Annotated in this window: 17 protein-coding genes; 6 read left to right on the forward strand and 11 right to left on the reverse strand. The window is 70.3% G+C overall.

Going from position 1 to position 23,066, the window contains the following annotated elements; genetic code table 11:
* The first annotated feature begins 2 nt into the window (after window positions 1–2).
* Both hemB and ACLQ23_RS08135 read left to right on the forward strand, forming a co-directional pair.
* Window positions 3–986, forward strand: coding sequence for a porphobilinogen synthase (gene hemB / locus ACLQ23_RS08130; RefSeq protein ID WP_355589595.1), 984 nt, complete (start codon window positions 3–5; stop codon window positions 984–986).
* Between the two features lie 250 nt (window positions 987–1,236).
* A complete protein-coding gene (locus ACLQ23_RS08135) occupies window positions 1,237–1,740 on the forward strand; it encodes a helix-turn-helix domain-containing protein (protein ID WP_355589593.1) in 504 nt (167 codons plus the stop codon).
* Between the two features lie 75 nt (window positions 1,741–1,815).
* Here ACLQ23_RS08135 and ACLQ23_RS08140 read toward each other — a convergent pair whose 3' ends face one another.
* The 3 genes from ACLQ23_RS08140 to ACLQ23_RS08150 all read right to left on the reverse strand — a co-directional run bounded on the left by ACLQ23_RS08140 (window position 1,816) and on the right by ACLQ23_RS08150 (window position 7,568).
* On the reverse strand, window positions 1,816–5,094 hold the full coding sequence (locus ACLQ23_RS08140) for a lamin tail domain-containing protein (protein ID WP_425735119.1): 3,279 nt from the start codon (window positions 5,092–5,094) through the stop codon (window positions 1,816–1,818).
* Between the two features lie 92 nt (window positions 5,095–5,186).
* Entirely contained in the window at window positions 5,187–6,203 is a 1,017-nt protein-coding gene (locus tag ACLQ23_RS08145) for a GNAT family N-acetyltransferase (RefSeq protein WP_425735152.1), read from the reverse strand.
* Window positions 6,204–6,275: 72 nt separating this feature from the next.
* A complete protein-coding gene (locus tag ACLQ23_RS08150; protein ID WP_425735153.1) occupies window positions 6,276–7,568 on the reverse strand; it encodes a lytic murein transglycosylase in 1,293 nt (430 codons plus the stop codon).
* A 56-nt stretch (window positions 7,569–7,624) separates the two neighbouring features.
* On the opposite strand from ACLQ23_RS08150, the gene ACLQ23_RS08155 reads away from it, so the two are divergent.
* Both ACLQ23_RS08155 and ACLQ23_RS08160 read left to right on the forward strand, forming a co-directional pair.
* The gene (locus ACLQ23_RS08155) at window positions 7,625–7,846 is read left to right on the forward strand and encodes an FmdB family zinc ribbon protein (RefSeq protein ID WP_355628863.1); all 222 of its coding nucleotides are present in this window, start codon (window positions 7,625–7,627) and stop codon (window positions 7,844–7,846) included.
* Between the two features lie 151 nt (window positions 7,847–7,997).
* A complete protein-coding gene (locus tag ACLQ23_RS08160; protein WP_425735120.1) occupies window positions 7,998–10,841 on the forward strand; it encodes an ATP-binding protein in 2,844 nt (947 codons plus the stop codon).
* Window positions 10,842–10,938: 97 nt separating this feature from the next.
* On the opposite strand, the gene ACLQ23_RS08165 is transcribed toward ACLQ23_RS08160, so the two are convergent.
* Window positions 10,939–11,475: a phospholipase gene (locus ACLQ23_RS08165; protein WP_355589587.1), complete on the reverse strand. Its 537-nt coding sequence runs from the start codon at window positions 11,473–11,475 to the stop codon at window positions 10,939–10,941.
* A 176-nt stretch (window positions 11,476–11,651) separates the two neighbouring features.
* Complete coding sequence (locus ACLQ23_RS08170) at window positions 11,652–13,325, reverse strand: glycoside hydrolase family 10 protein (protein ID WP_425735121.1); 1,674 nt, start codon at window positions 13,323–13,325, stop codon at window positions 11,652–11,654.
* A gap of 303 nt (window positions 13,326–13,628) precedes the next feature.
* Here ACLQ23_RS08170 and ACLQ23_RS08175 point away from each other — a divergent pair, with 303 nt between their 5' ends.
* Complete coding sequence (locus tag ACLQ23_RS08175; protein WP_355589583.1) at window positions 13,629–15,125, forward strand: amino acid permease; 1,497 nt, start codon at window positions 13,629–13,631, stop codon at window positions 15,123–15,125.
* 48 nt (window positions 15,126–15,173) lie between these two features.
* Here the strand turns inward: ACLQ23_RS08175 and ACLQ23_RS08180 are convergent, their stop codons facing one another.
* The 5 genes from ACLQ23_RS08180 to ACLQ23_RS08200 are packed head-to-tail and all read right to left on the reverse strand — an operon-like array spanning window position 15,174 to window position 20,941.
* Window positions 15,174–16,199 (reverse strand): glycoside hydrolase family 43 protein, encoded by a 1,026-nt coding sequence (locus ACLQ23_RS08180; protein WP_355589581.1) that lies wholly within the window; start codon window positions 16,197–16,199, stop codon window positions 15,174–15,176.
* Window positions 16,196–17,050 (reverse strand): carbohydrate ABC transporter permease, encoded by an 855-nt coding sequence (locus ACLQ23_RS08185; RefSeq protein ID WP_355589579.1) that lies wholly within the window; start codon window positions 17,048–17,050, stop codon window positions 16,196–16,198. The genes ACLQ23_RS08180 and ACLQ23_RS08185 overlap by 4 nt, the downstream gene beginning before the upstream one ends.
* Before the next feature lie 10 nt (window positions 17,051–17,060).
* Window positions 17,061–18,026 (reverse strand): carbohydrate ABC transporter permease, encoded by a 966-nt coding sequence (locus ACLQ23_RS08190; RefSeq protein ID WP_355589578.1) that lies wholly within the window; start codon window positions 18,024–18,026, stop codon window positions 17,061–17,063.
* Between the two features lie 6 nt (window positions 18,027–18,032).
* Window positions 18,033–19,367, reverse strand: coding sequence for an ABC transporter substrate-binding protein (locus tag ACLQ23_RS08195; RefSeq protein WP_425735123.1), 1,335 nt, complete (start codon window positions 19,365–19,367; stop codon window positions 18,033–18,035).
* 59 nt (window positions 19,368–19,426) lie between these two features.
* Window positions 19,427–20,941, reverse strand: a complete 1,515-nt coding sequence (locus ACLQ23_RS08200; protein WP_425735124.1) for an alpha-N-arabinofuranosidase — start codon at window positions 20,939–20,941, stop codon at window positions 19,427–19,429.
* 143 nt (window positions 20,942–21,084) lie between these two features.
* Here ACLQ23_RS08200 and ACLQ23_RS08205 point away from each other — a divergent pair, with 143 nt between their 5' ends.
* Window positions 21,085–22,110, forward strand: coding sequence for a LacI family DNA-binding transcriptional regulator (locus ACLQ23_RS08205; protein ID WP_425735125.1), 1,026 nt, complete (start codon window positions 21,085–21,087; stop codon window positions 22,108–22,110).
* A gap of 42 nt (window positions 22,111–22,152) precedes the next feature.
* Here the strand turns inward: ACLQ23_RS08205 and ACLQ23_RS08210 are convergent, their stop codons facing one another.
* The gene (locus ACLQ23_RS08210; RefSeq protein WP_425735126.1) at window positions 22,153–22,878 is read right to left on the reverse strand and encodes a methyltransferase domain-containing protein; all 726 of its coding nucleotides are present in this window, start codon (window positions 22,876–22,878) and stop codon (window positions 22,153–22,155) included.
* Window positions 22,879–23,066: the final 188 nt, after the last annotated feature.

Raw genomic sequence — 23,066 nt, forward strand, 5'->3', positions numbered from 1 at the left:
TCATGTCGTACCCCGAGATCCGGCTACGCCGGCTGCGCCGCAACCCGGCGATCCGCCGACTGGTCGCCGAGACCCGGGTCGACCCGGCCGAGCTGATCCTCCCGATGTTCGTCAAGGAGGGGCTTACCGAGCCCCGGGCCATCGCGTCGCTCCCGGGGGTGCTCCAGCACTCCCGGGACTCGCTGCGCAAGGCCGCCGCTGAGGCGGTCCAGGCCGGTGTCGGCGGGATCATGCTCTTCGGGGTGCCCGAGCGGCGGGACCCGACCGGCTCCGGCGGCATCGACCCGAACGGCATCCTGAACGTCGCCATCCGCGACGTGGTGGCCGAGGTGGGCGACGACACCGTCGTGATGGGCGACCTGTGCCTGGACGAGTTCACCTCGCACGGGCACTGCGGTCTGCTCACCCCCGGCGGCGAGGTGGACAACGACGCGACCCTTGCCGCGTACGCCGAGATGGCGGTCGCCCAGGCCGCCGCCGGGGTCGGCGTGGTCGGGCCGTCCGGCATGATGGATGGCCAGGTCGGCGTGGTACGCCGGGCGCTCGACGCGGCCGGCTACCAGGACGTGGCAGTGCTGGCGTACGCGGTGAAGTACGCCTCGGCGTTCTACGGTCCGTTCCGGGACGCTGTGGAGTCGGCGCTAGAGGGCGACCGGCGTACCTACCAGCAGGACCCGGCCAACCTGCGCGAGTCGCTGCGCGAGGTGGCGCTGGACGTCGCCGAGGGCGCCGACATGGTGATGGTCAAGCCGGCCCTGCCGTACCTCGACGTGGTGTCGGCGGTCCGGGCCGCAGTCGACGTCCCGGTCGCCGCCTACCAGGTCTCCGGGGAGTACGCGACTGTCGAGGCGGCTGCCGCGAACGGCTGGATCGACCGCGAGCGGGTGATGCTGGAGACGCTCACCTCGATCAAGCGGGCCGGCGCCCAGATCATCCTCACCTACTGGGCGGTCGAGGCCGCCGGTCTGCTCCGTCAGCGCTACTGAGCAGCCTGTCCGGCTGGCCTCTGTTGCCGTCCGTCCTGCTGGGCGTGCCGGGCCCGGGCACCCCTTGCGGCCCCTTTGCTCTGCTTCAACCGGCGCAACACTTTTCGGGTCCAACTGTTGCGTCCGTTGAAGCAGAGCAAAGGACGCGACCTGGGTGCCTGGCCTCGCGCCGGTTCAGCACCCCGGGCGGTTTTCCACAGGCTTATCCACAGGGATTGAGTCTGGGTGAGGGCACCGGCATGGTGGGCGGATGGCGTCGGCGCTCGATCCTCCTCCGTTCCCCGGTCCGACCATCGGTCGGTCTCCCATCGCCGGCCTGGTCCGCCGGGCACGTCGGATCGTCGGGCTGAGCCAGCACCAGATGGCCCGCTTCGCCAAGGTCGCGCCCTCGACCGTGGGCCGGGTCGAAGCGGGCAGCCTGACACCGAGTCTGGCCGTGCTGGAGCGTCTACTCGGCGCGGCCGGGCTCTACCTGGTCGTCGTGGACCAGGAAGGCCGGATCGTCCAACCGATGGCCGACCGCGCGGATGTTCATGACGGCGCAGGTCGCCGCTATCCCTCGCACCTCGACACCATCCTCGACCCCGAGCCGGGGGAGTGGTGGGGGGACATCTACGGGCTGGCCCGGCCGCCGGAGACCTACCACCGTTGCTCGGCGGATCGCGAAGCGCGACGCCGTCGCAGCCAGTGGGAGGTGCGCGTGGCTCAGCACCGCAACGCACCACCACCGCCGATCGTCCACGACTACTACTGACCCCGCCACGGCAGATGCGAGCGGCCCGTCGTCCGAGGAGATGGACGACGGGCCGCTGCGAGGACGACTGAGAGCTCAGTCGTCGTTGGTGATGGTGCCTACCGCCAGCGGATCGGCCAACCGCAGGCCGGGCACACCCGCCACCAGTAGCGTCAGCTTCTCGTCCGACTCCCGCTTGCGGTCACCGCGCACGGTCACCGGGAAGGCGACCGACGTCTGGCCGGCGGCCAGGGTTCGGCAACCGACGTACGGATCGAAGTCCGAGCCGACCTGCGCCGTCACACCGACGGTGGCGGCGCAGAGCAGCACCGGCTGGGACAGCGGCCGGGACACGGTGGCGGTGAAGGTGAGCTGCCGGGTTCCCTGGTTGCCCTCCACCACCGTCGCGTCGGCCACTGTCAACGACGCCCGGGAGCGGAACCGGGCCACCTGCGGGTCGTGGTCACTGGAACCGCGCGACCCGTCGCCGGTGAACTCCGCAGGCCAGTCGGCGTTGATGTGCGCCGCCCGTACCTGCACCAGATCGCCGTACAGCGCCTCGTTGACGAACAGGTGGTCGAGCGTCTGCGCCTGCCCCTCGAAGCTGTACGAGTAGGCCGACGACGGCACGTCCGCGACCAGGTTGTCCCACAAATTGTGCAGGCCCGCTTCGTACAGTGGGGCGAGCTGGTCCGACGGGGTGGGCTGGCTGCCCGTCGCGATCGGGTCGTCCGGACGTGGGAAGACGTTCAGGTCCCCGCCGTACACCACACGCGCGTGCGCGTCGGACGCCTCGATGGCGGTGACGATCGCCGCGCCGTACGCCGCCTGCTCCCGACGCTGCCCCACCCGGCTGTCCGGGCCGGAGGAGTAGTGGTTGCTCAGCGCGTACAGGATGAACCGCTCGGTCGAGCCGGGCGCCGCGGCCACGCTGAACTTGCCCAGCTGGGGAGCCCTGGTGAAGACGTTGTTGCCGTCCCGCCCGGTGGAGGTGTCCACGTCCGCCGGCAGCACCGCGTTGAGGGCCTTCGGATTCTGCACGTCGGCGTTGCCCGGCAGCCCCGGAGCCCGGTACTGGACCGTCGGCGCCGACCCCAACAGCGGGTCGCCCGCCGTCGCCGCAGCAAGTGAAAGCCTGTCGGTGCGGTACAGGAACGCCGCAGTGATGCCGCGGGCGTCCGCGCCGGTGCGGTCATAGGCAGCGGCGTACGCCGGGCCGCCGGCCGCCGCCACAGCGAGCGCCAACTCCTGGATGGTGTCCGGAGCGCCGTCGGCGTTGTCGGTGTCACCGCAGGCCAGCACCGCCCCGGACACCGTGCAGATGTCCTGGTCCTCGGCCTCCTGCACCAGGATCAGATCCGGTGCGTGCAGATCCTTGACGATCTGGTCGGCGAGCGCGGTCAGGTGCTCCCGGTAGTCCGCCTCGCTGCTCGGCACGTAGTCGAACGGCGGAGTGACGCCAGTGCAGCCGGCGTTACCGGCGAAGTCGCAGCCGTCGAACGGGTCGTCGCGGAAGTCGTACAGGTTCTCCACGTTGTAGGTGGCGACAGCCACCTCCTGCGAGCGGTCGGCAGGCTTCGGCGGGTTGTTCCGCGACGGGTCGGCCCCGGCGGCGAAGTCCGCCTGCTCGACCTGCACGCCGTACTTCTCGAACGAGTAGTAGACGCCGCCCACCGCGTCCGCGCGCAGCGTGTCGAACGTGCGCGCCGGGGGGAGCAGCGCGGAGCTGTCCCCGGCGGTCGCCTTCACGCCCATGCTGCCCAGCAGCACCCGCTGCCCGTTGCCGTCGTCGAAACGCCGGGTCGGGTCGTTGTCCAGCGGGTGCGAGTCCCGGAAGACCCGCCGGGCGTACGGGTCGGCGCGGTCCAACAACGGGTCGTCCCGGTCGACCACCCAGAGTTCGGCGTCGGCGGTGGACGAGAAGACGTCCCGGCCGCTCACCGCGCCGCTGCCCGCGCGCACTCGCATCCGGGAACCCTCGTGCCGCTCCCAGAAGCGCTGCGCGTCGGTCAACTCGACAGGCGGCACCGCGTCGGTCACCGCGACCGCCGCGTTCACGTCCAGACCGGTGGCGATCCGGCGGACCAGCGAGGCGCCGGAGAGTTGGGTGAAGTTGAAGTACTCCGACACCCGTGCCCGGAGCACCACCTCGTCGCCGACCGTCGGCACGTAGCCGCCGATCAACGAGGTGAACGTGCCCATGAACACGAAGATGCCGTCGGAGCTGGTCGGGTCGCCGTCGGTGTCACCGGTGCGACTCTGCAGGAAGAAACCGTGCTGCTCCGCCCCGGCCGACGTACGAGCCCGGGTCAACTGGGTGATCACGCCGCGTACGTCGTACATGGTGCTGCTAGTGCCGTTGCCGCTCGCCGGCGCGAGCGGCGACCGGTCGGTCTGCCCGGACTCGGCGTCGGCGGTCGGACCCTGCACCTCGCCGACGGTCAGCTCCCGGGTGACCTGCACCGCCAGCGCGCAGGTCGCGCTGCGGCCGTCCGCGTCGGTCGCGGTGACGGTGACGGTGTACGCCCCGGCGGCCAGGTCGGCGCTCGTCCCGACCGTGGCGCGGGCGGTGCCGCCAACGCCGTCGGCGGGGGTGACAGAGGTACGGGTGATCGACCCGGTGGCCGGCGTGGGGCTGACCCCGGTCACCGCCAGGTCGACGATCGTGTCGTCCGGGTCGGTGGCGGTGACCTCGCGGGTCGCTGCCGTTCCCGAGGCCGTCACCAGCGGTCCGCCACAGGTCAGCGTGGCCGGTACGTCGACCGGGCCGCCGTCGTCCACGGTGTGCGCTCCGAGCCCGTCGAACGTGTCGACCGGGAAGCCTGCCCACTGCGCGGCCGGGTCGAACGCGTCTGACGGATCGGTGTCACCAGTGGTCACCGACGGCAGCCGGCGCAGCGTGTTGTCGGCCGTGCTGGTGACGCCGGCACCCCATTCGGTGCCCGGGTCGACGCCCACCTGACCGATCGAGTCGAGCACTGTGGCACCCCGGCGCAGCACGATCGCGTCGTCGCCGTTGAACAGGCCCGCACCGGTGGTCTGGTCGGCCTGGGCGAGGATCGCGGCCCCTGCCGAGGCACTGGCGAACACGAACACGTCTCCGGCTGCCACACTCCCGGTCAACGCGATGGTTGTCGCCGTTGTGGACCCGTTGAAGTAGAGCTGGAGCTGGTAGCCGCCAGCGGCCAGGTCGACGGCCGCGCCGGTGCCGTTGAACAGCTCGATCGCCTTGTTGTTCGACGAGCCCTCGACGTACTCGGAGATGAAAAGGTCGGTGGGCGCGGCGCTGGCCGCGGTGGGTGCGACGCCGAGAGCCGTGACGGTCACAGCGGCGGTGGCGGTCGCGAGCACAGCCATGGTGCGGCGCGGGCGCATAGGGCCTCCACGATGGGTGGACAGGAGTCAACGCACGTTAAGGTGCGCGGCTGTCCACCGTCCATCCCTCATTGGACAGTTTCGTGAATTCCTCAGCGTGGCGGATCGAGCCGGTGCACCAGCTCGGCGACATCGACGCTGTATTCGCACCAGTCCCGGTCGGGCCGGTAGCCCAACTCCGCGTTGACCTTGAGCATGGCCTCGTTCGCCTGCGCGTTCCAGGTCTGCACCTCGGCCAGGTCCGGCTCGGCGGAACGCAACTCAAGCAGCATCCGGGCCTTGATCGCCCGGTCGATGCCGTAGCCCCGGTGACTCTGCACGACGATCGTGTCGTACTGGTCGGCGCGGGTCGGGTGCTGCGCCGGCACCACCACCTCGGTCAGCCCCGCCACCTCGCCGCTCTGCTCATGCTGAGCGAGCACGATGTACGGCTTCATGCCCCGGCGGTGCAGGGTGTTCACGCTGTCCCGTAGCCGCTCCGGGTCGTACGAACTGGGGCGCAGCTCGCCGTCGTCCACGTCACGCACCTCGGCCTTGGCCCGCGCGTACGACTCGATCAGGTCGTCCGGTGGGCCGCCAGGGCAGAACTCCAGGTGATAGCCCGAACCGAGCCCGTTGGCCATCTCGGTCAACTCGGCCCAGTCGACGGTCGCGAGGTCGAGCACGCTGCGCGTCTCCACGTACTCCCTGGTGAAGCCGAGGGACTCGTAGAAGCCCACCGCCGGCGTGTCGCCGACCACCTCGACGCCGATCGACTGGAAGCCCTCCTGGTAGACCCGGCGGGCGGCCCGCAGCACCAGGTCACGGCCGAGACCGGTACGCCGCACGGACGGGTGCACCAGCACCTCGATCACGCCGATGTCACCGAGGAGCAGCACATGCACCTGCCCGAGGACCGCGCCCGGCTCGTCGGGGCTGGGCGGCTCGGCCTCGGCGATCCAGGAGAGCCGACGTTCACCGGGCATCACCTCGGCGAGGTACTCCCGCAGGGAGGTCTCCCGCCAGGGCGGGTCCTGCGGAAGATCGGCCGCCAGAACCGCGTTCAGCGTGGACAGCAACGACGCGATCTCGGCGGACGACGCGGTCCTGGGGTCCCACTCGCGCACCATCACCCGTCTAGCTTGCCGCTAACAGCAGCCCGGGGGAAGTGTCCAGTTCTCCAATGTATGCGGACGATCACTTCACGTGCGGCTCGCTTGTCCGTATCGGTTCGCCGTGTCGTAGACGGCCTGGGCGTACCGGCGCACGTCGTTGTACGACAGGATCGCGTTCCACCAGTCGCCCGGGATGCTGAGATTCCGGCCGCCCTTGCACAGGTAGTTGCCGGCCGCCAGCGCGGCGTCGTCCAGGTCGTGCGGGTCCTTGACGCCGTCGCCGTCGGCGTCCGCGCCGATCTCCTGCCAGGTGGTCGGGATGAACTGCATCGGCCCGATCGCGCGGTCGTAGGTGGTGTCCTTGTCGAGCACCCCGCGGTCGGTGTCGATGATCCGCATCCGGCCGCCGTTGCCGTCCAGCCGCAGACCGATGATCTCCGGCAGTGCCTTGCCGTCCGGCCCGAGCCGCGCGCCGTTGGCCGAGCCGTGGCCGGACTCGACCTGACCGATCGCGGCGAGCGTGGTCCAGCTCAACGCGCAGCTGCGGTTGGTCTGGGAGAGCACCCACTCGGCGTACCCGTACGCCTGCATGGCGACCGGGGGAATGCCGACCTTGGCGCCGACCTGCTGAGCCCAGCCGGCCAGGGCGTCCGACGGGCGGCCACCGCCACCCGGCAGCCCGCCACCCGGCCCACCCGGCAACCCGCCGCCGGGCAACGGGGCGGTGGGAAGCGGGCCGGTGGGCAGCGGAGCGGTCGGCAGCGCCCCCGTCGGTAGGGGACCGGTTGGCGCCGGGCCGGGCGGTGTCAACCCCGGCACGGCCCCGGTCGGCGTGACCGAGGCGTCGACGGCCACGGGCCGGGGCGCGCGGATGGTCGCGGGAACGAGCAGCGCACCCGCCGCGGCCGTCGCCGCCACGAGAGCCAGCAGGAAGAGCCCGGGAAGAGCGAGTCGGCCGCTGGGCCGGCGCGACCAGTCGCGGGTCGCGCGTACGGCTGTCGCCGCTGCCTGGCGCGGGGGCAGACGAACAGCGTGCGCGAACGGCACACGTCGCCGCCGGCCGCCCTGCGACGCTGGCGGGACCGCCACACCGTCCACGATGGTTGCGGCCGGGCCCGCGACGGTGGCCGCTTCCGGGTCCGCGACGGTGGCCGCTTTCGGGTCCGCGACGGTGGCATCCGTCGGCGGGGAGTCGGTGACGGTGGCCTCGGTCGTGCTGGTCTTCGCGTCCGGCCTTCGGCCGCTCAACCAGGGCCGGCGAGGGCGGGGCACGACCCGGGCCGCCGGATCCGGTGCCGCTCCCGAGCCTTCGAGCGGGCCGTCCAGCGGCGCGGCGGGTCGCAGCGGTCGCACACGCGTCTCGTCCTCGCCGTCCACCACCCGTCGAGTATCACTCATGTCCCCGGTGGGCGTCAGGTCCACGTACCCTGGTTGTCATGCCCCGGTACGAGTTCCGTTGCCGCGCCTGCGGCGACACTTTCGAGGTCAACCGCCCGATGGTCGAGGCCGGCGCGCCGGCCACCTGCCCGCAGGGTCACGCCGACACTGTCAAGCTGCTGTCCGCTGTGGCGGTCACCGGCCGTGGTGCCGGCGGTTCCGCCGGTGGCGCACCGGCGTCCGCCGGAGGCGGCTGCTGCGGTGGCGCCTGCGGCTGCTGAGCCGGTCGTTCGCGTCCGACCGGTGGGCTGGCCTTGCCGGGAGCGGGCCCGAGTGGCACCTTGAGGCGGCACGTGCCCGGCCGTTCTCACGATGCGTGACTGCTCGGACTCAGGCAGCATGAACCCGACGTTACGGGCGGAGGTTCCACGCATGTCGCCACGGATCCAGCTCCCGAGCGGTTGGGTGACCTTCGTGTTCACCGACATCGAGGGCTCGACCCGACTGGCCCAGCTGCTTGGCGCGGACTACCGTCCGGTGCTCGCCGAGCACCGCCGGCTGTTGCGTCGTACGCTCGCGGCCACCGGTGGCGCGGAGCTGTTGACCGAAGGCGACTCGTTCTTCCTGGCCTTCGACGACGCGGCGGCGGCACTGACCGCGTGCCTGACGGCCCAGCGGGCGCTGGCGAGTCACGACTGGCCCACTGCGGAGGCCGCCCCGCGGGTGCGAATGGGCCTGCACACCGGTTACGCCGAGCCGGGCGACGGGGAGTACGCAAGCCCCGAGGTGCACCGTGCCGCGCGGGTTGCCGCAGCGGCGCACGGCGGGCAGGTGCTCTGCTCGGCGTCGACCGCCCGCCGGGCCGAACCGTTGCCGCCCGGTGCCACACTGCTCGACCTGGGCCTGCACCGGCTGCGCGGCTTCGACGACCGGGAGCGGCTGTTTCAGCTCGTGGCGCCGGGGCTGGAGCGGCAGTTCCCCCGCCCCCGCACCGCCGACGCTGTGGCGCACAACCTGCCGACCCAGGTGACGTCGTTCGTCGGCCGGCAGGTCGAACGCGCCGAACTGGGTCGGCTGGTGGAGCAGCATCGACTGGTCACAGTGCTTGGCGCGGGTGGCGCGGGCAAGACCCGGCTGGCCGTCGAGCTGGCCGGTGGGGTCGTCGAGGCGTACCCGGACGGGGTGTGGTTCGTCGACATCGCGGCCGTGACCGACCCGGGGCTTGTGGCGTTCGCGGTCGCCGCCGTGCTCGGGCTGCGACCGGAGCCGGGCCGGCCCATGATGGACACCCTCGTGGAGTACGCGGCCGGCCGCCGGATGCTCGTCGTGCTGGACACCTGCGACGCGCAGCCGTCCGCCTGCGCCGAGGTGATCTCGCGGTTGCTGGCCGGCGGGGGCGGCGTGCGCGTGCTGGCGACCAGCCGCGAATCGTTCAGCCTGCCCGGCGAGGTCGTGTGGCGGATTCCGCCGCTCTCGGTCGACCCACGTCCGGACGGCGCGGAGAGCGACGCGGTGGCGTTGCTGCTCGACCGTACGGCGGCGGCGCGCGGCGGTCGGCAACCGGAACCCGCCGAGTCGGCCGACCTGCGCCGGGTGGTGCAGCGGTTGGACGGGCTGCCGCTCGCCATCGAGTTGGCGGCGGCCCGGCTGCGGGTGCTATCGGTCGGTCAGCTCGCCGAGCGGCTGGAGGACGTGCTCGGCACGTTGGACGCAGGTCGGGAGGACCCGGAGCCGCCGCCGGTGGAGCGGGGCTGGTCGGGCAACCAGCAGGACACCGTGGACCTGGTGGCGGCGGCCATCGGTACGCCACCACCCACCCCGGCGAGCAGGGCGGTGCAGCGTTCCGCCACCGAACGGCACCTCACCATGCAGGCGACAGTCACCTGGTCGTACCGGACGCTGGGCCCTCGGGCCGCGCGGCTGCTGCGGTGGCTTGCCGTGTTCGCCGGGCCGGTGGACCTCCCGACCGTGGAGTGGCTGCTGGGTGACGACCCGCTGGATCCGCTGTCGGTGCTCGTGGACAAGTCGATGGTGCTTGCCGAGCCACGTGCCACGGGCAGTTCGTACCGGATGCTCGACCCGATCCGTGCGTACGCGGCGCGGCGGCTGGTCGAGGCCGGTGAGGAACAGGCGGCCCGGGACCGGCACGTGGCCTGGTCGGTGCACGCGCTTGAGCGGGCGCACCTTGGTCCGGACGGGCGGCCGGTGACGTTGTCGCTGTACACGCTGGACCCGCTCGCGGACGAGCTGCGGGCCGCGCTGCGGTGGTGCGCGACCGGCGGCAGCGCCCGTGCCGGTCTGCGGCTGGCCGGGGGTCTGGACCAGTGGTGGCGCGAGCGTGGGCTGGCCCGGGAGGGGCGGCTCTGGCTGTTCCGGCTGTACGGGCGGATCGCCGAGACGGGCGAGTGGATTCCGGAGGCGGAGCTGGCTGCGGCGTACCACATGCATTCGCTGCACGCCGGTGCCGACGGGGAGTTCGCCGAGGAGCTGCGCTACTCGCAGCGGGCGGAGGCCGCGGCACGGCAGGCAGGTGACGCCGGGCTGCTGGCCCGGGTGCTCGCCGGCCGGGCGGCGCCGCTTGTCGACATGGGTCAGTTCGTCGAGGCCGAGCGTGTGTGCCGGGAGGTCATCGACTGGGCACACGGGCAGGACGTGGTCGGCGAGGCGTTGTTCGCGGTGTTCAGCCTCGCTCAGTTGCTGTGGCGGCGGGGCGAGCTGGAGGAGGCGGCCGAGCTGCTCGGGGCGGCGCGGCCGGTGGAGGCGGCGCGGCCTGTGGAGCGGGGCCGGCGTTCGGTGGACATGCTGCTCGGGATGGTCGCGTTGGCCCGGGGCGACGTGATCGCCGCGCACGAGCACCTGCTTGTGGCGTTGCGTTCCCGGATGTACCACGGCTACCACGGCCGAGCGTGCGACACGTTGAACGCGATAGCGGTGCGCTGCGCGCTGAGTGGGGAGCGGACGACCGCCGCCCGGTTGTTCGGGGCGGCGCAGGTGACGCGGGCGAGCATGCGGGGTACGCCGGGAATCTACGGCGGCTACTGGGCCGACCAGCAGGCGGAGTTGCGTGGGGTGTTGGGTGACGCGGCGTTCGACGACGCGTACGGCGAGGGCGCCGAGTTGGGGTTGGACGAGGCGGTCGCGCTGGCGCTCGACGTGGAACACCCGGACCTGGCGGCGGATTCGACACGCTTCAGCACCATGCCGGCGGCCTCCGCTCCCCATCAGGCCGGTGCGGAGCCGGATCGGCGTCCCGCGGGTCGCACCGAACGGGCCTGATCGCCACGCCGGATCCCGCAGGAGATGGTGTCGGGGGCGATCTTCGGTGCGGCCATCCGGTATCGCTGAATGGCCGCACCGAAGAGTGGGGCGATGCTCAGCGGGCGGCGGCGCGGGCTTCGGCGTCGGCCTTCATCCGGGCAGCCCGGTCGATGTCTGCCTGCTGGACAGCGGCGACCGACCCGAAGATGTTCACCGCCTGGTAGTAGGTCCAGGCCAGGCTGTTGCAGGCCGGGCGGACGACCGCGTTGTACGTGGCGCAGACCCGCTTCAGGTCCGCGTAGAAGGCGTTGTCCAGGCGGGCCTTGTTGCCGGAGAACTGCCCGACCGCCTTGTAGTTGCGGTAGCCGAAGTCGTGCCGGTAGCAGCTCAGGTTGAACGTGAACCCGAGCGGGTTGTCCGGGCTTGACGAGCAGTAGTCGGTGGACCAGTTGAAGTTGTACTCGGCCCAGGGTGCCCGGTTGACCCGGGCGCTGTTCCACGAGTTGTAGCTGGATGCGCTTGTCTGCGTCCAACTGGACAGCACCGACAGCTTCTGTTGGGGCGTGACGGCTGCGGCGGGGGAGGCGACAGCGAGGGTGGCGATGAGTGCGAGCGCGCCCGAGGCGAGCATTGTGGTGAGACGTCGGGGCACGGTGACCTCCGCGGGGGTGAGCGGGGATGTTACCGGCGGGTTACCGGGTGTCGACAAGTCTCGATCAACTGATCAACTTGTCGGTATGCGTCCCACCAACTATTGGTGACATGCGTCGAAACAGACGAATGCCCCGGGTGCCGTGGCACCCGGGGCAGTTCAGCAGTGTCGTACGGTCAGCGGAGAACGAAGGCCGGCGGGCTGGCCGGGCTCTCGTTGGCGGTCCGGTCCAACGCGGTCACCTGGTAGGTGTAGCGCTGGCCCGGTTCCGCCGACGTGTCCACCCAGGACTGCGTCCCGGGCGTGGCCCGGACGGTGTCGATCAGGTGGGCGGCGTCCGCGATGCCGCACCGGCCCGGCAGCGTGGTGCCGTCGAAACGGTAGATGGCGTACGAGGTGGCAGTGCCCAGAGGGCCGACGCCGTCGGCGGGCTGACGCCAGGTCAACCGCACCCCGTCGGCCTCTCGGACGGTCTTGGTGACCACCGGGAAGAGCAGCGGCTTGGCCGGCAGGTGCGGCATTGCCGGCACCAGCGCCGGCCGGGAGTAGTGCTCGGCGGCGTAGATGTCGGTGGCGCCGAGCCGGTTGGCGCGTACCTGCACGGCCGAGAAGTGCACGTTGCCCTGCACCTCGGGGTACGACCGGTTGAGCGTCAGGTGGTCGGACAGCTCGCGCGGGTTCTGCCAGAACGAACCGTACGCCGGGTCGCCGCTCTTGTAGTCGGCCTGGCCGATGTAGAGCTGCACGCGGGTGCCGCGCACCGTCTCGGCCCACCACGGGACCAGCCGTCCGTAGTCGGCGGCCGGGTACTGGCCGATGTACCAGTAGAGCTGGGGCACCACGTAGTCGATCCACTCCTGCTTGATCCACTTGCGGGTGTCCGCGGAGATGATGTCGTACGACTGGCTGCCGGTCGTGTCCGAGCCGAGCGGGTCAGCGGTCTTGTTGCGCCAGATGCCGAACGGGCTGACCCCGAACTTCACCCACGGCTTCGCCGCCTTGATCTTGCTGTTCATCTCCTGGATGAGCAGGTTGATGTTGTCCCGCCGCCAGTCCGCCCGGTCGGTGAAACCCCTGTTGTACTCGGCGAAGGTGGCGTCGTCAGGCACCTGGTAGGTGCCGCTGGGGTAGGGGTAGAAGTAGTCGTCGAAGTGCACCCCGTCGACGTCGTACCTCTTGACCGCATCCATCATCGCGGTCTGGACGAACTCGCGTACCTCGGGAATGCCGGGGTTGTAGTAGAGCCGGCTGCCGGCGACGCCGGCCGGCGGGTACGCGAAGGTCCAGTCCGGGTGCTGCTGCGCCGGGTGGCCGGGCGCGAGTTGCGTGAGGTCCGCGCCGGCGCCGCCGGGGGCCGGCATGGAGACGCGGTACGGGTTGAACCAGGCGTGGAACTCAAGGTTGCGTCGGTGCGCCTCGCTGACGAGGAACGCCAGCGGATCCCAGCCGGGGTCCTGGCCGCGTACGCCGGTCAGGTACTCCGACCAGGGCTCGTGCGGCGAGGGCCAGAGAGCGTCCGCGGTCGGCCGGACCTGGACCACGACGGCGTTGTGGTTGAGTCGCTCGGCGAGGTCGAGCAGTTCGCGGTATTCGGCCTGCTGGGCGGCGACCCGGTCCGGGCTGCTCTGGGATGCCTTGCTGGGCCAGTCGATGTTGACCACCGACGAGATCCACATTGCCCGGAACTGCCGTTTCGGCGTGGCCGGGTCGGTGACGCAATTGGTGGTCGAGGAAGTCTCGGCGCTCGCCGGGGCGGCGCTCGCCGGGGCGGCGCTTGCGGGGGTGGCGGCGACGAGCGTGCCGAGCAGGGCCGTGACCAGCCCGGCAGCTCCTATTCGACGTGCTTTCATGCGGTGTGTCCCTTCGTTGGGGCTACCGGTGTTCCGAGCGACAGGCCCGGCAAGATTCGCCGCTGCCTATTTGTCTCTGGAAGGAAATTTTCACACTCCGGCCTGTCGCCGCAAGGGGTTCACACCACATCTGGCCGACAGTCGGAGTCCGGCCCGTCTGGCGTCGATTGCCGGGGCTGCCGCGCGTGATCTTCCGCATACCGAACGTCATATTTCCGAGGCGGTTGACGGTACCCGACGGTGGGTAGCAACGCCGGTCACCGGCCGCCACGGGGGTGGTCGCGCGGTGGGAGGGGTGAGCGCATGTCGATGCTGCGAACCAAACCAATAAAGGACGTCATAGCCCAGGGCGAAGCCGACGGCAGCGAAGGCAAGCTGGGGCTCAAGCGGCGTCTCGGTGCTGTCGACCTCACCGGCTTCGGCATCGGCATCGTGATCGGCACCGGCATCTTCACGCTCACCGGCATCGAGGCACGCGACAGCGCCGGGCCGGGCGTGGTGATCTCCTTCGGCATCGCCGGCTTGGTCGCCCTGCTCGCCGCCCTCTGCTACGCCGAGCTGGCCTCCAGCGTGCCGACCGCCGGCAGCGCCTACACCTACGCGTACGCCACGATGGGCGAGATCGTCGCCTGGATCATCGGCTGGGACCTGCTGCTGGAGTTCGCGCTCGGCGCGGCGGTGGTGGCCCGCGGCTGGTCCGGATACCTGGCCCAGTTGCTCGACCTGCCGACCCGGTGGTTCGGCGAGGAGGGCAGCACTGTCAACATCGGCGCGATCGCCATCGTGCTGATCCTCGGCGTCGTGGCGATCGTCGGCATCCGGGAGTCCGCCCGGATCACCAACCTGCTGGTGCTGGTCAAGGTGTCCATCTGCGTCTTCGTGGTGGTCGCCGGCCTGTTCTTCGTGAAGGCCACCAACCTCACCCCGTTCATCCCGCCGGCCGAGCCCGCCGGCAGCGGCGACGACGGCATCAAGCAGCCGGTAACCCAGGCGCTGTTCGGGCTGGAACCGTCGGTCTTCGGCTTCGTCGGGGTGCTCAGCGCCGCCGCCGTTGTCTTCTTCGCGTACACCGGCTTCGAGGCCGTGGCCAACCTCGGTGAGGAGACGCGCAAGCCCAAGCGGGATCTCACCCTGGGTCTGCTCGGCACGTTGCTGATCTCCACCGTGCTCTACATCGGTGTCTCGCTTGTGGTTGTCGGCATGGTGCCCTACACGGAGATCGACCGGGGTGCCCCCATCGCGGCGGCCTTCGAGTCGGTCGGCGCCGGCTGGGCGGCCGTGCTGGTCTCCATCGCCGCTGTCGCCGGCCTGACCAGCGTCATCCTTGTCGACCTGGTGGCAATGGGCCGGATCGGCTTCGCCATCGCCCGCGACGGGCTGATCCCGCCCTCGATCGCCACTGTGCACCCGCGCTGGGGCACGCCGTACCGGATCTCGGCGATCATGACGGTTGTCGTCGCGCTGCTGGCCGGCTTCCTGCCGCTGTCCGCCCTGGCCGACCTGGTCAGCATCGGCGCGCTCTGCGCGTTCGTGCTCGTCTCGATCGCGGTGCCGATCCTGCGCCGCAAGCGGCCGGACCTGGAGCGTCCGTTCCGGGTGCCGTTCTCGCCGGTGCTGCCGATCGTGTCGGCGCTTGCCTGCTTCTACCTGATGCTCAACCTGTCGGTGGAGACCTGGCTGCGGTTCCTGGCCTGGATGCTGCTCGGCGCGGTGATCTACTTCGGCTACGGCTACCGCCGCAACCGGCTCGCCCAGCACGAGCCCGCCGTCGCCCCGTCGCCCCGCGAGCCGTCCGCCTGACCCGACGCGTGTCGAAGGGCCCTCGCTTCGGCGAGGGCCCTTCCATGTTCAGGGTCGAGGCTGCGGTGTGGCGGTCGGCCCCTTGACGACAGGCTTGCCGTCGACCCAGGTCACCTCGTCGAGCCAGACCTGCCGGCCTGGGTCCGTACTGCCCTCCTGGCCGGGCGGCCACGCGTGGTACAGCAGCCACGTCCGGCCGTCCTTGACCACCATCGAGGCGTGACCGGGGCCGGAGGCGGCGTCGGTGCTCTTCAGGATCGGATTCTCGGCTGCCTTCACACACGGGCCGGTCGGGCTCTCGCAGACCGCGTAGCCCTCTGCGTACTCGGCCCGGTCGTAGGCGTTTGCAGCGAAGAACAGCAGCAGCCGGTCGTCCTGACGGTGGAAGAACGGCCCCTCGATCAAGGTCCCCTCCCACGGCTCGGTCTGCTTGAGCAGCTTCGTCGGCTCTCCCACGAGGGTCAGGCCGTCGTCGGAGAGGCGCTGCGACCAGAGCCAGGTGTCGACCCCGATGGCGTTGCCGTCGTTCTTCCAGAGCAGCCAGAGGCTGCCGTCGGTGTCCCGGAACGGGCTCGCGTCGATCGCCCCGCCCAGGTCCGCCTGGCAGATCAGCGGACCTGTCGAGTCGTCGGAGTACGGGCCCTGCGGCGCGCTTGCCACCGCCCGCCCGACGCACTGCCGCCCGGACTCCCGGCCGGCGACCGTGTAGTAGAGCAGGAACCGGTCCGGTGCCAACGGGATCGCCTCGGGCGCCCAGGTCTTGCCGGGATCCGCCCAGTCCGGCAGCGCCGGCAGGGCATCGCCGGCCTCGGCCCAGTCGACCAGGTTCGCCGACGTCAGCACCGGTACGTTGCGACCGCCCGAGTTGGTGTGGAACAGATACCAGGTGTCGCCCACCTGGATGGCCTGCGGGTCGGGGGCGTCGGTGCGTACGACCGGGTTGGTGAACATGCTGGAGTCGCTCCCGCTGCTCGTGGGGGTGGATTCGCTGTCTCCGGTGCAGCCCGAAACGAGCAGCGCGGCGGCGAGAACGATCGCCGCCGCACCGCGTCGCCGGGTGGTTGCCCGCGTCATCCCTTCAGACCACTGCGGGAGACGCCCTGGATGATGTGCCGCTGGGCGAGCACGAAGAGGATCAGCACCGGCACGCTTGCCAGCACCGCACCCGCCATGATCACCGGGTAGTCGGTGACGTACGAGCCCTGGAGCAGGCCCAGGCCCGGCGGCAGGGTGAGCTTCTCCGGGCTGAACAGCACGAAGATCGGCCAGAGGAAGTCGTTCCAGTTGGTCAGGAACGACAGCACTGCCAGGGTGGCAAGCGCCGGCTTGGACAGCGGCAGCACCACCCGGAAGAAGATCTGCCACTGGTTGGCGCCGTCAAGCGTCGCGGCCTCCTCCAACTCGTTCGGCAGAGACAGGAAGAACTGCCGCAGGAAGAACACCCCGAACGCGCTGGCCGCGCCGGGCACCACCACGACGGCGAGGGTGTCGATCCAGTTGAGCTGGTCGACGATCAAGAAGTTCGGCACGATAAGCGAGGTCGGCGGGATGAACAGCGTCCCGACGATCAGGGCGAAGGTCACCCCGCGCCCGCGGAACCGCAGACGGGCCAGGGAGTACGCCGCCATCGAGGCGGTCACCAGCACCAGCAGCGAGTGCAGGGTGGCGGCCACCATGCTGTTGAGGAACCAGCGCAGCACCGGGTTGGCCGAGTTGTTGAGGATCTGCTCGTACCCGTAGCCCGCGACCGGGTTGGGCAGCCAGCTCGGCGGGATCTGCTGCGCGGCCGTGTAGGTCTTCAGCGAGGTGATGACCATCCAGGCCAGCGGGACCAGGAAGATCAGGGCCAGCGCCACGAGGGTTGCGTAGAGCACGACCCGGCTCGCGAGAGCGGAACGGCGAGCGGTCGGAGTGGGCGTCGTCATGGCGTACCCCTCAGTCTTCCTTGTAGCGGAAGAGACGGAAGTTGGCGATGCTCACGACCACCAGCATCAGGGCGAACACGATGCTCATGGCGGCGGCGCGACCGGCGTTGTTGTTCCGCAGGCCCTCCTCGACGATGAACCACACAACAGTGCGGGTCTCCGTCCCGGGCGTGCCCTGGGTGATCAGGAACGACTGACCGAACATGTTCGCCGAGGCGAGGACGGTCGTGGTGATCACGAAGAGCAGCACCGGCCGCAGGCCGGGCAGTGTGACGTTGCGGAACCGCTGCCACGCGCTGGCGCCGTCCATCCGGGCCGCCTCGTACAGCTCAGGCGAGATGTCCTGGAGGCCGGCCAGGTAGATCACCGCGTTGAAGCCCGAGGTCCACCAGACCGTCACTCCGACCAGCGAGATCCACGCCCACGGCATGTTCGTCACCCACGGCGTGTCCGACGGCAGCCCGACAACGCCGAGGACCCGGTTGACAAGGCCCAGGTTGGCGTCGAGCAGGAACCGCCAGAGCAGGCCGATCACTGCCACACCCAGCACGTACGGCGCGAAGTAGACCGCCCGGAAGAAGGTCCGACCCGGGAAGGAGCGGTTCAACAGCAACGCCAACCCGAGCGGTACGACAACGAGCAGCGGCACCGACAGCAGCGTGAAGATCGCGGTCGCCCGGACGCTCTGCCACCAGTCGCCGAAGACGGCGGACTCGCTGGAGAAGAGCTGCTTGTAGTTGTCCAACCCGACGAACGGGCGGTTGGGCAGCTGGAAGTCCCACTGGTGCACGCTGAGCCACACGCCCAGGATGATCGGCAGGAGGCCGAACACCCCGAACAGGATCAGGTAGGGGGCGAGGAACAGATACGGCGTCGCCCGTCCGGTCCGGCCCGCCGTGGCGCCCCGGCGGGGAGCCTTGGCCGCCGAGGGCGGCGCGTCATCGCGCGCCGCCCCGACCTCGATCACGTCCGCCACGGGTTATCAGCTCCCGTACTTCTTGCGGTTGTCCTCGAGCTGCTTGTTGGCCTTGGCAACACCGTCGTCAAGCGCCTGCTTCGGCGTCTTCTTGCCCAGCGCCGCCTCGTTGAACGAGTTGTAGAAGGTCGTGATGACCTCGCCCAGCCCCGGTGCCGCCGGCGGGAACGCCGCGTAGTCCAGCTCGGGGGCGAGCGCCGAGATCTCCGGAAGCGCCTTGAACTCGGCACCCTCGCGGACGTCCTTACGGGCCGGGATCTGGCCGCCCTTGGCCCAGTCCAGCGAGTGCTGGCTCAGCCAGTTGATGAAGACCTTCGCGCCCGACACCTTGTTGGCGTTGTTGGCCCGCTGCTTCACGATCGTGAAGTTGTGCGAGTTCGCCCAGGCCGCCGGCTTGCTGCCGATCTGAGGGAGCGGGGCGACGCCCCACTGCACCTCGGGGCTCTTCTTCAGATCGTTGATCTGCCAGATGCCGTTCCAGGTGAAGGCGTTCTTGCCGCTCTTGAACGCCAGGTACTCGGCGTCCTGGCCGACGTTCGCAGGTGAGTGGCCCTGCTTGATCATGTCGACGAACCAGGTGCACGCCTCGACCGCCGGGTCCGAGTTGAACGTGGCCTTTGCCACGTCGGCGTCGAAGAGGGTGCCGCCCCACTGGTTGAGCAGGGAGTAGAAGGTCATACCGCCGGTGAACTGGAACGGGCTGACCCAGAAGCCCTGTACGCCCGACTTCTTCAGCTCGACAAGGGCCGCCGTGAAGTCGTCCCTGGTGGTCGGCGGCTTGTTCGGGTCGAGGCCGGCCTTCTGCATTACCGACTTGTTGTAGTAGAAGCCCAGCGGGTGCATGTCCAGCGGAATGCCGTACCGCTTGTTGTTGTAGAGCCCGCCCTTCCAGACAGTCGGGGCGAAGTCGCCCTCGGAGAGCTCCAGGTTCTTGGCCACGTCGTCCAGCTCGCTGATCACGCCACGGGCGGCGAAGGTGGCGAGCTGGTCCATGTGCATGACCGCGATGTCCGGGCCATTGCCGCTGGAGGCCGCACCGGGGAGCTTGTTGTAGTAGTCCTCCCACTGGTACGTGGCCACCGATACGGCGATGTTCTGGTGCTCGGTGTTGAACTGGTTCACCAGAGTCTTGAAGATCTCGCCGTCGCCGCCGGTGAAGCCGTTCCACAGCTTCAGGTCGACCTTGGGCCCGGTGTACTCCTTGCCGCCGTTGCCCGCGGCCGGCCCGGAAGCGCTGTCATCGTCGCCGCCGCCACAACCGGCGAGCGTCAACGAAGCCGCGGCACCGAGTCCGAGACCAAGGCCGAGCAGGCGGCGCCGGCTCATGTCGTTCTGGATCATGCTGGTATCTCTCCTTGGGGGGACGGAATGAATTGTGCCTGGTCAAGCCCGGTACGACTTCAGACGCCGGCCGGGCCGAAGCGCAGCACGCTCCAGGAAACGGCGGGGAGGCGTACAGTGCACCGGCCGCCGTCCGGGGTGGGGGTGGGGAGGTCCCGGGGCGTCACCCGGTCGGGCTCGGCCTCGGTGTTGATCGCCGACGGGTCAGACCCGGCAGCGATGCTCTGGAAGGAATAACCGGATAGTCCTGGCAGACCGCGCAGGTCGATCTCCAGCGGGAGGTCCGTCTGGTCACGGTTGACCGCGAAGACGGTCAGCTCGCCGGTCTCCTCGTCGTGTACGGCGACCGTGTCGAGCACCGGCACGTCCCCGAACCTCTTCGTGTCGTAGCGCGGCGACACCGGCTCGGTACGCAGCACGGTGCCCCGGGCGTACCGGGCGGTGAGCGCGAACGGGTGGAAGATGCTCTGCCGCCAGGCGGGACCGCCGTTGCGGGTGCGGATCGGCGCGATGACGTTTGCGAGCTGGGCCTGGGCGGCCACCCCGACCCGGTCGGCGTGGCGGAGCAGGGTGATCAGCAGGTCACCGACGACCACCGCGTCGACGGCGGTGAAGTCGTCCTCGATCAGCGCCGGCGCCTCGACCCAGCCACGCCGGTCCAGGTCGGCCTGGAGCCGGGACTCGTACCAGACGTTCCACTCGTCGAACGAGATCTTCAGCTTGCGCTTGTGCCGCTGCTTGGCCGCCACGTGGTCGGCGGTGGCCACCACCTCGGTGATGAAGTTGTCCATGTCGACGGCTGAGGCCAGGATGCTGGCCTGGTCGCCGTCGGACGGGTCGTAGTAGGTGTGCGCCGAGATGTAGTCGACGTGCTCGTAGGTGTGCTCCAGCACTGTCGCCTCCCACGCGGCGAACGTCGGCATCCGCCGGTTGGAGCTGCCGCAGGCGACCAGGCTGATCGACGGGTCGATCATCTTCATGGCCCGGGCCGCCTCGGCGGCCAGCCGCCCGTACTCGTCGGCGGTCTTGTGGCCGACCTGCCACGGGCCGTCCATCTCGTTGCCCAGGCACCACAGCCGCACCCCGTACGGGTCCTCCGCGCCGTGCTTGCGACGCAGGTCGGAGAGCGCGGTGCCGCCCGGGTGGTTGGAGTATTCCAGCAGGTCCAGAGCCTCCTGGACGCCGCGAGTGCCCAGGTTGACAGCCATCATCGGCTCGACTCCGGCCTCGGCTGCCCAGGTCATGAACTCGTCCAGCCCGAACGCGTTCGTCTCGATCGTCTTCCAGGCCAGGTCGAGGCGGCGCGGCCGGTCACCGACCGGACCCACCCCGTCCTCCCAGCGGTAGCCGGAGACGAAGTTGCCGCCGGGGTAGCGGACCACCGAGACGCCCAGCTCGCGGGTCAGCTCCAGCACGTCTCGGCGCAGGCCGCGCGAGTCGGCGTTGGGGTGGCCGGGCTCGTAGATGCCGCCGTAGACGCACCGCCCCATGTGCTCGACGAACGAGCCGAAGAGACGTCGGTCGGCCGGGCCGATCGCGAAGGCCGGGTCGATCGTCAGCTGTGCCGTCCGCAAGGGATGCCACCTTTCCTCGGTGCCGGGCCAGGTGATCGCAGTCACGACCCACCCGGTGTCCCTCGTTTCTACAACGTTGTAGGCAACGTTGTAAAGAGCTGATGACGAGGTATGGTGCGCTGGGTTACAGGGGAGGTTCCGCAGTGCGACACAGGCTCAAGGACGTGGCCGAGCGGGCCGGCGTGTCGGTGAAGACCGTTTCGAACGTGGTCAACGGTTATGTCCACGTCCGGCCCGACACCCGGGCCAGGGTCGAGCAGGCCATCGCCGAACTCAACTACCGGCCGAACCTCTCCGCGCGCCACCTGCGCAAGGGCCGCACGGGTGTGATCGCCCTGGCCGTGCCTGAGCTGGACATCCCGTACTTCGCCGAACTGGCCCGCCACGTCGTCACCGCCGCCGCCGACTACGGCTGGACGGTGCTCATCGACCAGACCGGCGGCCGGCGCGAGCAGGAACGGGTGGTCGCGTCCGGCATCACCGACCACCTCATCGACGGGCTCATCTTCAGCCCGCTGGCGCTCACCGCGGAGGACCTGACGGGTCTGGACGGCGCCCCGATGGTGCTGCTCGGCGAGCGGGTCGACCACGGCCCGGCCGATCGCGTCGTCATCGACAACGTGGCAGCCGCCCGCGAGATCACCACCCACCTGATCCAACTCGGCCACCGCCGGATCGCGGCCATCGGCTCGCAGCGCACCGACGAGGGCGCCAGCGCCCGGCTGCGCCTCGCCGGCTACGCCGACGCGCTCCGCGCCGCCGACCTCGACTTCGACGAGACCTTTGTGGCGCCCGCGGCGGCCTGGCACCGCGCCGACGGTGCCGCCGCAATGCGGGGCCTGCTCACCTCGGGGGTACGCCCCGACGCCGTCTTCTGCTTCAACGACACGCTCGCACTTGGTGCCCTGCGCGCCCTGCACGAGGCCGGCCTGCGGGTGCCCGGCGACGTGGCGGTGGTCGGCTTCGACGACATCGAGGACGGCCGGTTCTCGATCCCGACGCTCACCACAGTCGCGCCGGACAAGGAGCGGATCGCCCGCCTCGCCGTCGAACTGCTCGCCAACCGCCTCGACGGCGACCGGGCCGCTCCCGCCCGCGAACTCTCCGCCCCCTACCGCCTGGAACTACGAGAATCCACCCAAGAGGTAGTGCCCTCGCTGCCGGCGTGACGCCGCAGTGACTTCCTGACCGGGCCGGCCGGGGTAAGCGGATCAGTCGAAGAAGCGGGCCAGGTGGGACTGGGGTGCCGGGTCCTCGTCGGGGGGGAGTGGCGTCAGGTCGGCGAAGATGGAAGCGCCGTCGCAGCCGGCGTGCAGGGGATACCAACGCGGGGTGCCCGGCGGCCGTAGCTGACAGATCCCCTTGAACGTCTGCACGTCCATCAGCCGCACGTGTGTCGGGTCCGCCACCGCGTTCACGTGCCCCCACCAGGGGCTCATCACATGGAGGACGCCTCCCGGCCGGAGCACCCGGTGGCACTCGTCGACAAGCGGCAGGAAATCGATCAGGTGCTCCAGGATGTGTACGGCGAAGAGGACGTCCACCGACTTGTCGGCCAAAGGCAGCGAGCCGGAGAGGTCCGCCACCGCGTCCACGCCCGGCGCCGGATAGATGTCCAGGCCCAGGTTGCCCTGCCACTGCTTCGTCGGCCCGCAGCCGAGATCCACCACCACAGGCTTCCGCCCTCCGACGCCGACCCGGCACCAGACGCCGTAGACCCCGGCCAGCCGGCCCACCATGTCGCGTACCAGCCGTAGGTCGTCCTGCTCGGGCACCTCACCGCTGAGGTGCGCCACCCCTCGGTCGAACCGCACCTCGACCTCCAGGTCACGCAGCCGGTCGTCGTGACGGACCTGGTCCGCCCAGGCCTGCGCGAGGAACTCGTCGATCGCCCGCAGCCTGTCGGCCGAGGGTGGAGTCTGTGCCAAAGCAACCATTGGGGCCACCTCCCGCCGCGCGTTACCCGCATCCGCGCCCGGTATGCCCCACTCGTCCACAGTCTCGGCGTGCCGTCCAGTCGGCGTGTCGCAGGGCCGACGGGGACACTGCGGCGAGCCTGATACCTGAGAGTCATCAAGATGCCTCAGAGGTATCACGCCCCGACGAGCCCTAGGCCCGCGCCCGC

Origin of the sequence: Micromonospora sp. DT41, assembly GCF_049841715.1 — a bacterium.
GTDB classification, from domain to species: domain Bacteria; phylum Actinomycetota; class Actinomycetes; order Mycobacteriales; family Micromonosporaceae; genus Micromonospora; species Micromonospora profundi.